Source organism: Kitasatospora phosalacinea, assembly GCF_030268885.1.
GTDB lineage: Bacteria > Actinomycetota > Actinomycetes > Streptomycetales > Streptomycetaceae > Kitasatospora > Kitasatospora phosalacinea_C.
In genome coordinates this window covers 1-474 of sequence record NZ_BSSA01000111.1, presented here as the reverse complement: position 1 = coordinate 474, position 474 = coordinate 1, and the positions used below count along the sequence as shown (strand labels likewise).

Genomic DNA, 474 nt, shown 5'->3' with positions numbered 1-474 from the left:
GAGCCGAACTCGCCCGGGTGCTGACCGCGGCCGGGGTCACCGTCGTCGACGTCGACCGGCCGGACCGCAAGACGCGCCGGATGAAGGGCAAGTCCGACCCGATCGACGCCTACGCCGCCGCGACCGCCGTCCTGTCCGGCCGGGCCACCGGCATCCCCAAGAGCAGGGACGGTCTGGTCGAGGCCGTGCGGGTGCTGCGGGTCGCCCGCCGCAGTGCGGTCAAGGCCCGCACCCAAGCCATGAACCAGATTCGCGGTCTGCTCGTCTCCGCGCCGGCGACCCTGCGCGAGCAGGTCGCCGGCCTGCACCGCGCGGAACTGATACGAACGCTGGCCCGTCTGCGACCCGGCGACGACCTCGCGGTCCCGTTGGCCGCGACCCGCGCGGCACTGCGGCGGCTGGCCCGCCGCCATCAGGCGATGGACGACGAGGTCACCGAGCTCGACATCCAAATCGGCCCGCTGGTCAAGAAGG

The 474-nt window shown here is 73.4% G+C and carries 1 protein-coding gene; it reads left to right on the top strand.

The features are described 5' to 3' along the window. Positions 1-17: 17 nt before the first annotated feature. Positions 18-474: IS110 family transposase (locus tag QSK52_RS39165; protein WP_285741050.1), on the top strand; the 457-nt coding region annotated here is incomplete at its 3' end.